The following is a 12,397-nucleotide window of genomic DNA, read 5'->3' on the forward strand; positions in this document are numbered from 1 at the left end:
GGATATGTGAATTTACGGTCTTATTTTGGCGGGCTGCTTCAGCATCTCACCATGCACGTTCAGTATCTTTTCCTGCAGTTTCAGAAAGCTGTGTTCTGTCATTCCGTCTGCCGAATATAAAACGCCGCAAAATTCAGAAATCGTTTCGGCTGCGCTGTCTTCAGCCAATAACGTCATATGGTTGGATACCGCCACATCCATGATGGCGATGTTTGTCATATGCTCTTGCCACTGGCTCCAGTAGTTGACGAAATCAGCGGATAAAATATCGGCCCTGATCGTAAAATACGGATCAAGCTCACCCAAGAAAATACCGTTTTTATTTCGGAAATAATAGCATGTCACCCCGTTCGGATCCGGAAGCGGCAGGAGTTCGTAATCAGTGATTTCGTAAGCGTCCTGAACGTTTATATTCTGCCTGATCAGATTTTTCACCAACGCGTCCGTCTTCGTTAACCCCCGCTGTTTGGCTTTTGCTATTAATTGCTCTAAAAATATGTCTTCATGAAGATCGGCATCTAGTTCATCACGGTGAATCAAGGTTTCAGAAATGCGTTCCGGATGTTGATAGATCGGTGCAAATAAAGCCATGTTCACCGTCTGCAGCATCATATTTTTATCAAATAATTCATCAGGAATGTTTATTTCCCGCGCACCCGCCGAGTCAAAGGAGTCGAGCATGACGATTGACTCAACGGTTTCTCCAGCCAGCTGCAATTGCCGGGTGACTTCATAAGCGAGCATGCCCCCTAATGAATAGCCGCCTACATCGTAAGGCCCCCGGGGCTGCACGGTACGTATGAGCTTAACGTAATATTCCGCCATGTTTTTAATGCCGCGGATCGGTTCCCGGTCTGTCATCCATCCTCTTGCCTGAATTCCGTAAAAAGGACGCCCGGTCCGTTCGGCAACAGGCTGGTACAGCTCCACTGCCCCCAGCGCGGAATGAAACCAGAAAATCGGTCTTCCCTTTTCCCCCGGGTTAAGACAGATCAGTTCGGGCGGTTCTTGATCATCTGTCTCTTCTGATATATCGTTTTGTTTCGTATGTTCCTCATGTACTTCATCAGTGTCTTTTTGAACGGAACCGGTCAGATACCCGGCTAATTTTGCGATTGTCGGATATTCATAGACCAGATTTGCCGTAATAGACGCTTGATAGGTTTTATTAATAGACTGAACCCATTCCACACCGATAATAGAATCCAGCCCCATGTCAATGAATGCCTCATGCTCATCAATATCTTCCGGCTTCAGAAACAGGATGTCCGCAAGGCTTTCTTTAAGCTCTTTGCGCAAAGTGCCGTCAGAGATGCCGGCAAGGGGAGTTTCTGCTTCCGGGATTTGCGGACGTACCGCTGTTTCCTCCGCTTCAGCATACTCGGGTTTCTTTATTTGCCCCGCTATATATTCCGCAAGCTCCTCAAGCGTCGGGTGTTCATACACCTTATTGGCAGTAATCCCAATGTGGTACGTTTTATTTACTGTTTGTATCCATTCAACCCCGATAATGGAGTCAAGCCCCATGTCGATGAAAGGCTCATCAGCATCAATATCTTCCGGCGACAAAAATAAAATATCTGCCAGGCTTATCCTCAATTCTTCAAGCAATGTTCTATTGTCTTCGGAAACGGCGTTTTCCGGCTGCTGGACAGAAACAGTACAATCCAAAGGCTGTAAGACGATCGGTTTTTGCAATGTCTCCGGTTCAAACGCTGTCATTTCGATCTCAGTTAAAGGACTCAGAGAAATCAGACCTTCATGTTCAGGCTGTGGCGGAGACGGGGGAACGGTTTGCGTTTCAGACTTTTTCATGGCTTGGCCTGGTAAAGAACTGTTTACATCAGCCGCCCAATACCTTTCTTTTAAAAACGGATAGGCAGGAAGCGGCGTTTTATAATATTGCCCTCCGTCAAAAAGCCGTGTGAAAGGAAGATCATATCCTCTGCAAAAAAGGTCAGCGATATGTGCCAGGCTTTCTCTGTACTGTGCGGGTGAAGCCGCCGAGCAGCACTGTTCAATGCATTCCATTCCGAATGTTTTCATTCCGGCTTCGTCTGCCGGCTTCTGGTCCTTCAAATTGGACACAAACACACCCGGAAGCTCTCTTTTTACAAGCCACTCCGATAATACCCGCTTCAGTTCGTCCGCACTGCTTACGATACAGGCAAACCGGTGATGCAGATGCTTTCTGCCGAGCAGGAGCGTATAACTTATATTTCCCAGATCGCTGTCTTTGTTCTTGCTGAGTGAATCCAGCAGGCGTTCTGCCTGAATTTCCAGCTGACGCTCCGTCCGCGCAGATAAAGGAATGAGGCAGGCCGGTTTTGCCGGTGACCGGCGCACGGTTTGCGGCGCCTCTTCAATAACAAGATGGGCATTTGTTCCGCTGAATCCGAATGAACTGATCGCGGCTCTGCGCGGTGCATCCGGATTCCGTTCCCACGGTATCAGCTTTTCATTCACAAAAAACGGGCTGTCCGCAAATTGAATATGCTGATTGGCTTGATGAAAATGCAGGGAAGCCGGAATCTGCCGATGCTTCAGCGACAGCAGGATTTTAAACAATCCGGCCATCCCCGCGGCCGCAGCGGCATGTCCGAGATTGGTTTTCACAGAGCCGATGGCGCAATATCCTTTTTTATCCGTATAGCGGCGGAAAGCGCGCGTTAAGGCGCTGAATTCGATCGGGTCGCCCAGTGCAGTGCCCGTTCCGTGAGCTTCCACCATTTGAATGGTTTCCGGATTAATGTGAAAAGTATCATAGACATGCCGTTCCAATCGTTCTTGAGAAAGCGCGCTTGGAGCGGTTATTCCGTTTGTAGCGCCGTCCTGATTCATTGCAGAGCCTTTTATGACGCCGTACACATGATCTCCGTCACTGACGGCGTCGCTAAGACGTTTCAGCACCACCGCTCCCACGCCTTCACCCGGCACGAAGCCGTCCGCGCTTTGATCAAACGTATGGCAGCGCCCGGTCGGTGACAGCATATTCGCCTTATTTGACGACTGATAAAAAGCGGGAGTGGATTGAATGAAAACCCCGCCCGCCACCGCCATTTCCGTTTCTTTCGTCCAGAGCCCCTGACATGCCAAATGAATGGCTGTCAGCGAACTGGAACATGCTGTATCAACAGTGATCGCCGGCCCTTGTAAATTAAGGTGATAGGCGATCCTTGCCGGAGTGACGGAATTATGATTGCCCCAAAAAGCCTGCGCGGGCCCCTGCTGTTTAAAAATGGCCTGGTAATCTCCGCCGCAGGAGCCGGCATACACGCCGCATTCCCGGCCTCTTACCGAGTCTCCCGCATATCCCGCATCTTCAAGCGCTTTCCATGATTCTTCCAGAAACAGCCTCTGCTGCGGGTCCATATAGGTCGCTTCACGTCCTGATATATGAAAGAAAACGGGGTCAAAACATTCAATGCCCTCTATAAAACTGCCATACTGGCATTGACTGTCAGAGACATCCCATCTGTCTGCTTTTTTAATCAGATCCCGTCCAGCGGCTAAGTTTTCCCAAAACTCATGGACATTCTCCGATTCAGCAAACCGCCCGCTCATCCCGATAATCGCGATCGGTTCTTTTTCAGGTAACACAGCTGCTGATTTTACCGTTTCGGCCGGATCCTTTTGTTCGGGGCGGTACGTCATTTGATACGGCTCAGAAACGCTGATGACGATTTTCCCGATATTTCCGCGGTCATCCAGACAGTGATACGCTTCTTTTATGTCTTCAAAGGAAAAGATTTTTGAGATGACAGGCTGAATGACTCCCTCTTCCGCCAGCCGCTGCAGTTCCAATTGATAGTCTTTGACCTGATCCGGATTTTGAAGGGAGAGCTTCCGCAAATCCACGCTGTGAAACGATTGATTGTTATGAAGGACGGACAAGTCGACTGATTTAGCGGATTTCAGCGCAGTCATGGCAATTTCGATATATCTTCCGCCCGGCGCCAGGCAATTCATTCCTTTTTGCATGGCATCACCGGCCAGGGTATTAATGACAACATCCACCCCACGGCCGCCGGTCATTCGCATGATTTCCGTTTCAAAATCTTCTTCCAAATAGCAAATGGTATTGTGGATCCCGAGCGAATGCAGATACTCAATTTTTTTCTGTGATCCGGCCGTTGCATATATTTCCGCGCCGATATGCCGGGCCATTTGCACCGCGATCAGCCCCGTTCCTCCCGTCGCGGTCTGAATTAATATTTTTTCGCCTTTTTTAAGTCCGGCTTTCCGGAAGGCGTCTATCATTGTCACCGCCACGGTAGGAAGAGCGCATGCTTCTTCAAAGGTCAGCCGGGCCGGTTTATGATAGACTTGATGTTCTTTACATGTGATGAGATTCGCCTGAGAGCCAAATTCCTCTCCCATGCCGACAATCACTTCATCACCCGGAATGACGGATGTTACATGCCTCCCTGTCTTGATCACGACGCCGCTTGCTTCGAATCCCGGAGTGAACGGATAAGGCGGCATCGTCGGATACAGCCCTCTGACACAAAGCAAGTCTCCGAAGTTTAAAGAAAAGGCGCGGACGGCTATTTGAACTTCGTCATCTTTTATCTCGGGCACTTCACTGCGGGCAATCGTCAGATCTTCAATGCCGCCCGGACGGTCAATCACAATCCGGAACATTCCCGAGTCATCGGACTTTGCGAAAGAAAGCGGCATCCGTTCTTGTTTCGGTTTCTGATAACCGTTTTCCTTTCTTTCCGTCTTCAAAGGTTTTTCAGCAGGCCGTTCTTCCTGAAGCGCCGGGCGGATTTTCGCTCTTTCGGTCTCCAGAGATGAGGCTATGATGGTTTCATATTCTGCCGAGATATAACCGGTCAGCAGTTTCACATGATAGTAATCAAATAAAATCGTTGTCTGCAGTGTAAGATTCAATCGCTTATTAATCTCGTTAATCACATTGACGGCCAAAATGGAATCAATGCCGTATTCAGAGAAATTCAGTTCTTCCTGAATATCCTCTTCTTTCATTTTTAATACATCGGCAATACTTGTTTTGATGACAGAGCGGACATGGGAAGCGACCGATTCCCCATCAGCCTTAACAGCTTGATGCTCCTCTGGCGCGCGGCTGCGGGAAACAGGCTGTGCGGGCTTTCGGAAAACTTCGGCCGGGGCGGCGTATGGCTTTCTGCCGTCTCTGATCCCTTGCATCCGAACGAGTCCGTCACTCTCAGCTGCGATAATCTGCTGACCTAAATCATGAGCCGTTTCAGCAGGGAAACAAACCGCTCTGTATCCTTCCGAATGCAGCACACGCTCCCACGATTTTGGATATAGGCCGGGACTTCCCGGAATCCGAAGCTCAGCATCCTCATAGGACCACCAGCCGTCAAGCAGCCCGAAGGTTAAATGGGTAAAAACAGAACGATCGCTGATTTCGTTTATCAAAATCATCCCGTTGTATTTCAGGAGCGCTTTCAGACGGCGCAGCGTCAAACCGATATTTTTTGTGGCGTGAAGCACATTGGCGGCGATGACAATATCGTAAACACCCGTTTTGATATTTTGTGATTCGCAAGGCTCCTCTGCATTAAACAAGGCTGTTGTCAAATACGGCACGTCAGGTCCGTATTCCTGTTCGGCATGCATTAAAAAAGCTTTAGAAACATCCGTATAACAATATTCCGCAATCTGTTTTGCAAATGGTTTCAGTTTTGTAAACAGCATGGCGCTCGTTCCGCCCGTCCCGGCCCCTACTTCTATCAGCCTGATACGGGCATCGGGATGTTCTGTAAGGTAGGCTTTCAGGTAAGCGGCCGCGGAATCTGCTAACACTTCATTAAAATAATCCGCAACGGGATTATGCTTATAAACACCTTCAACGAGCCGCATTGATGAATCGGGAAATACGATATCCGTAGCCGGACGTTCTCCTTTTAAAATTGAAGGCATCGCTTTTATCGTCGCCTCGGCCAATTCAGCTTGCGCAAGCTCCCCCTTGGGAAGCAGGCGTTTATGGGCATTCCACTCATTCCAGACTGTGCGGCCGTCCGGGCGCTGATCCGCGAGAAGAGTGATCGTGTATCCGTCATACGCGATATATCCGTTTTCTTTTAATAGATTCAGGCTTTCTTCCAGCCATCTGCCGTATGTGCCGATCACGCCGGCGCTCCGCATGGATGCTGCAGGTGTGGTGACAGGCTCGCTGAAAAACCCGATTGACTGTAATTGATAAAAGAGCAGTTTGCAAAGAAGGCTGTTCATATGCGCAACTCCATTTCTCGTTTTAAAGTCTCAAGCCGTTCATTCCGATCCGGATTTTGCCGCTTGACGCTTTCCATAAATGAAGGCTCCGGGCCGGATACAACCGATATTGCATCTTGATCCGTCAGTGCGGCTAAGCCGTGCGGAGCAGCTTTGATGAATGCCGCTTGGCTGAACGGTTCTGATAGTAAGACTTCCAGCGCCTCCATTGCTTCATCGGGTTCAATAGAACCGATCCCTGACGCCTCCATCCGTTTTCTGTAAGACGGGTCTGATACAACGCCCAGACTGCCCCAATATCCCCAATTCATGACTTTCACTTCACAATCAAGCAAGGAAGCGATATGGCGGGCAAAGGCGTCTTGAAATGTACACCCTGCCGCATAGTTGCTTTGCCCGGCATTTTTTGTGAAAGAATTAACGGATGAGAAAAACAGCACAAAATCAAGCGGTTCTCCCTTAAAAGCTTCGATCATTCGGACGCTCGTATTCACCTTAGCTGAAAAAGCGTTTCTGAAAGAAGCTTCATCCATATTCGCCATACTTTTGTCGGCAAGCGTTATCGCGGAATGGATGACTCCCGTTATATTGCCGTATCGCTCTCTTATGGAACGGACGGCCGCTTTAAGCGCTGCGGCATCTTGAGCATCAGCCTGTATATAATGCGGCGCGGGGCCTGATAGGGCCAGCCTGTCTATTTTGCTCTGAATCTCCTGATCCTTCGGCCGCCTGCCGATCCATATCATCCGTGCTTTGTAACGGGTGATCATGTATTTGCTCCATGCTTCTCCGATGCCGCCCGCTCCGCCGATGACAGCATAAACGCCGCCTTCTCTGTACGACATACGCGGAGCGGAACTTGTCAGCACCCGGACTGTTTTTTGCTTGTGCCAAGCTCCGTTACGGTACGCGGCAGCATTTCCGTCCGGATCTGGAGGAAGGCGCCAGATGTTTTTCATCTCAGACGAATCACTGCCTTCTTCTGCATCAATCAGCCTGATGTCCCAGTTCGGATATTCTTTTGCCAATGAACCGATCAAACCGTGTACGCCTGCATGCTCAGGCTGCGGGAGATCACCCGGATACACGGACTGTGTCTGCCGGGTGACCGCCGTAAAGCTGATGTTTCGGTTTCCATACCCGAGTGACAGCAGCGCTTTGATGAAACGGAAACATTGAATCACCCCATTCTCCTGCTCATCAAGCATTTCCTGACTGGCGGATGCGGGTGCGAAACGATCCGGCGCAATCCATAAGAAATGGCGGATATCTTGATAACCGGCTGTCAATTCACGTAATGTTTGCTCGCTTGAATGATCCGGCGTCTCCGCCAGATGGGCGCGGGGCCACATTTTTGCCGCGGCCTTTATGGTATTTCCCGGCTTTCCGATGATCAGCAATTGTTCCTGATCAACCGCTCGATTTTCTTCCAGGGAAAAGAAAGTTTTGTCCCAAACAGGGGCAAGCATCGCCGTCTGAACTTCCTGCCGTTTGCTTTCGGTTTGGTTTGTCTGCCGGACAGCCCGGCAGGAGAAGCCCGTCAATCTCATACAAACAGCGCCGTTTTCATCACATAAATCAATATCCAGCGTCAGCGCTCCGTTATCTGACCGATCGCTCTGTTTGCGGACAAGCGCCCACATCGTTTTCTGAGTCGGCTGAAATATTTCTGCCTGCCGCAGGGAAAACGGCAGCATCGGAGTGTCTCCGGCAGTATCTGAACCGGCACCCAGTGACGCCTGAAACGCGGCATCCAGAAGACTCGGATGGATGACAAACTGATCGGCGGTACTGTCTGCCGTTTCCGGCAGCGACAGCCGGGCTGCAGCCCCCCTCTCTCCGATCATCAGCTGATCAATGCCTTGATGGCTCGGCCCGTAGATCATACCCGCATGCCGGAAAGCCTGATAAACCTCATCAGACGTCATAACCGATTGGCTGCAGCCGGACAGCCAGCCCTCTAAATGAACAGACGGAGCCGCTGCTATCTCTCCCGATACGGCGGTGCCTTTACTGTATAAAATCCGTTCTCCCCCAGGTTCTTCCGATAGGCTGTAAATCGTAAATTCAATGTCTTCATTTTCCTTAAGAATAAGGCTGATATGGACTTCTACATCCGTCCCTTTATGAATGACAGGCCTCATCCATATGAGATCTTTCAAATACATTCCTTTACGTCCGTCCGGCACAGCGTATGCGGCACGCTCAACGGCCGCTCTGGCCATTTCGATCACGGCGGCTCCCGGGAGCACCTTCTGTCCATTGACTGAGTGATCAGTGAAAAAGAATTCCCGTCCGGTAAAAACAGAGGTGAATTTCAGCTCCCAAAGATCGGATGTGTTTTCATGGAGCAGCGGATGGATCACCGTTTTGCCGTCATCCCTTTTTGAAACCGCCTCGGCTTCATCTTGAATCCAGCATCTGACTTTTGCAAACGGATAGGCGGGAAGACTGATTCTCCGGGGTTTTTGTCCCGAATATAACAAGTTCCAGTCCACATCAACTCCTTGCACCCACATTTTCAGCAAATGACCGTACTTTCTCTTTTTCAGCCATTTAACCATGGCTTCCTGCAAATCTTCATCAGATTCAAACACAGCCACTGTCTCGTGATTTCGCTTCGCCCGTCCCCTGTAAAGATGCGGTGCGTTTTCATTTTCCAAGTACGATCTGAGCTTGTCCTCCAGCTCCTTAAGGGAGTCCGCAATGAGAGCCAGCCGCTCATCCATCGCTTCGCGCCCCGCTTGTAAAGTGTACGCGACATCAAATAAGTCCGGCTTATCAATATGCTTCTTTTGAAGAAAAGCAAGAAGGCGCTCCGCATATTCTGTCAGACGCTCGCCATTTTTCGCAGACAGCAGAATGACCGCCGGCTCTTGGCTGCTGATTGCTTGTTTGACAGGAGCCTCATATTCTTCAATAATGATATGCGCGTTAGAACCGCCCGCACCAAAGCTGCTGATTCCCGCCCTGAGCGGCTGTTCTTCTCCGTCTGCTGAAATCCGTTTCCAATCTGTTAATTCACGGCAGACGGAAAACGGCCCTCCATCAAATTGAATATTCGGATTTAAAACATCAGCATGCAAGGATGGGGCGATTTGTTTGTGCTTCATCTGCAGCAGCACTTTTGTAACTGCGGCGATGCCTGCTGCCGATTCCCCATGTCCGATATTTGATTTGACAGACCCGACAAGACATGTTTCAGGAACATCACCGAATGCATCGGTTAAAGCCCGGATTTCAATCGGATCGCCTAATTTCGTCCCTGTCCCGTGCGCTTCCACATAGCTGATCCGGCCCGGAGATACCCCCGCTTCCTGTAAAGCTTGAGAAATGACTTCGCTTTGCGCCTTGGGGTTCGGGACGGTGTAACCGCTCGCTCTCCCGCCGTGATTAATGGCAGCTCCTTTAATGACGCCGTAAATCCGATCTCCGTCTTGTACGGCGTCTTCTAAACGTTTAAGAAGCAGCACCCCGACCCCTTCTGCCGGAATATAGCCGTCACCTCCCGCGCCGAAACTTCCGCAGTGTCCTTTAGATGAGATGAACTGCCCCTGGCTCAGCATGAAGTACTTGTTAGGATGAACGGTGAGATTCACTCCGCCGGCAAGCGCCGCGCGAATCCGATGATCCCGCAGATCCCGGCACGCCATGTACAATGAAGTCAGCGAACCCGAACACATCGTATCGACCGAAATGCTTGGCCCTTGAAAGTCACAAAAATAGGAGACACGGTTAGCAATGGATGAAATCCCGCCGGGGAGCCCGATATGCCGTCCTTTCACTCCCGCTTCAGCCGCGAATAGCGGGTATTCCTGATACATGACACCGGCATACACGCCTACCTGACGCCCCAGTTCAGGTGATGTCCTCGTATATCCCGCATCCTCCATGGCCATCCAAGCATGCATTAAAAACAGCCGCTCCTGGGGATCAAGGTGTTCCGCTTCCCGGGGGGAAATCTTAAAAAACTCAGGATCAAAATCGGCGATCCCGTCAATGAACCCGCCCCATTTGCTGTAGATCGCTCCCGGCGCCGTACGGTCCTCGGAAAAGTAATGTTCCCATTTCCAGCGGTCTTTCGGAATTTCGGTAATACAATCCTTGCCTTGTTTGAGATTATCCCAAAACGCATCGATATCATCGGCCTGCGGATACTTGCCGGAAATCCCGACAACGGCAATATCCAGCGGTTTTCCTTTCGTTTCCTGACGGCTTTGATTCCCGGACGGGGCAAAAGACGCATTTTCAAGCCGATTTGGCTGAAGCACTTCTTTCACAGACGCATTTTTCAATTCCGCCAGCTGTTCCCCGGTATGACTGAGGATTGCGGCATCAAATGAGAGAAACCCGTCTTTTTTATGTTTGATTGTATTCACCACATAGACGGTATCAGACATGACAGGTCCGTAAAGCGTCAGCCTCTCAATCATGAGCGGGACGTGAATCCGCTTTTTCAGCTGCAATTCTTCTTCACCGAGCGACATATAACATGAATTCAAAATAAGCGGGTCAAATGCAAAGTGATGCAGATCGCCTTTTTCTTTTTTTCCTGATAAGTCCAGCTGCAATAAAAAGGAGCTCTCACTCATTTTGTATCCCGCCGTTACCGTTTTCAGCATCGGGCCTATCGTGAAGTCGGCAACCGAATCGTACAGACGGGAAATGACATCCGGCGCCACCTTTTGTGCATGCGACTTCATTTGCTCAACGTCATATGATTTTTTTATGGGTGCCTCTGTATATCTGCTTATTTCTCCTTCCGCACATGTCTTCCGGCTTTCTTTACCGGAGACAGTGCAGCTTGCGGTAAAGCGTTCGGCACTCTTTTCTGCCGCAAATGAAATGTCAATCTGCGCGGCCTCACCAGGCTCCAGCGTGACGGGCCCGCCCGTAAAGCGGATATCTTTCAGCTCGGCGGGACACGTGCCGGAATGAGACGCTCCGGAGGCTTCAAGCACCAGACACGGATACACTACGCCCATCAGTGCCGGTTTGCCGAAAACCAGATGATCCTGAAGGAATGCTTCATGTTCATAGAAAGTAAATGTCTGACTGCCTGATTGTGTTTCAGAGACCGGTGCTGCATCCGCGACAAGGCCGGAAGATTCATCTGTTCCTTTTGTTTTTATGTCTTCGAGCAGTTCGGACATGCTGCTGCACTCAAATAAAAGAGTCGGATTCAGACGCAGATCAAACGCCCCTTCGATGTCTTTAATAATGGCCAGAAGCTGTGACGATTCAAGACCTAATTCAAAAAACACGGTGTGCGCATCATTTCTTGTGACTGGACGGCCTACGTATGTCGAGAAAATGCGGTATAAGGTTTCCTCCATCTGCTGAACGCCTGGTGTCAGCTGCCGGTCTGTCCGCACCTTTTTGGCTGTCAGGCCGAGCAGTGAAGCAATATGCGCACCGCTGAGGTTGTAAAAGTCAATATCCATTTTCACCATTTCAGAAGGCGTGCCGGACTTTTTCGAAATCACCGCGTAACAGCGCTCCGTAACGGTCTCAGCGGCAATAAACGACTCAAAATAAATCGGTAAAAACAACTCGGCGCCTGCAGCTGTCTGCAATACGCCGGAGGCCATGGCGGCACCGTCCATCAGCGCGGGATGAAAGAGCGTGCCGGGGAGATTTTCCCGGCATGAACCAGACTGCCGAATATCAAGGAAACATGCCTCTTCATAAGCATAGATCTCTCCCTCCGGCTTCATCAGCCCGTCATGCGACAGTCCGCGGCTTCTCGCGGCTTCGTAAACCGCATGCAAGGAGACTGATGGAAGTGCGGCTTGTTGTTTTTTCTCCCCTGCGTCAAGACGCCTGTCTGATGAAAAGACTTCTTCATGCATCTCCGCGGATAAGAAAACCGTCCCGGAATCCGCCCCGCAAATCGAGGCAGTCCAGAACTCCTTTTCTTTACTGAATATGACACTCACATCAAGCCGCTCTGACCGCTTCACTGATAAAGGATGATAAATGGTCACCCGTTTCAGACAGATTGAACGGAATGAAAGATCAAGGCTTTGCTTTGCCAGCTGATACAGCATATCAATATAGGCCAGACCGGGCATGACAGATTCTCCGTGAACAAGATGGTTTTTCATAATGGGATGCTCTGCCGTCAGGCGCAGATTCACTGTTTTTTTCATGGTTAGTCCCCTTTTAA

The 12,397-nt window shown here is 50.1% G+C and carries 2 protein-coding genes; both read right to left on the bottom strand.

What is annotated here, in order from left to right; genetic code table 11:
• Positions 1-12 precede the first annotated feature (12 nt).
• Positions 13-6,228, bottom strand: a complete 6,216-nt coding sequence (locus L3V45_RS11540; RefSeq protein WP_234949384.1) for a beta-ketoacyl synthase N-terminal-like domain-containing protein — start codon at positions 6,226-6,228, stop codon at positions 13-15.
• Positions 6,225-12,380, bottom strand: a complete 6,156-nt coding sequence (locus tag L3V45_RS11545) for a type I polyketide synthase (RefSeq protein WP_234949385.1) — start codon at positions 12,378-12,380, stop codon at positions 6,225-6,227. The genes L3V45_RS11540 and L3V45_RS11545 overlap by 4 nt, the downstream gene beginning before the upstream one ends.
• Positions 12,381-12,397 lie beyond the last annotated feature (17 nt).

The organism is Bacillus sp. R45 (assembly GCF_021729365.1).
GTDB classification, from domain to species: Bacteria; Bacillota; Bacilli; order Bacillales; family Bacillaceae; genus Bacillus; species Bacillus velezensis.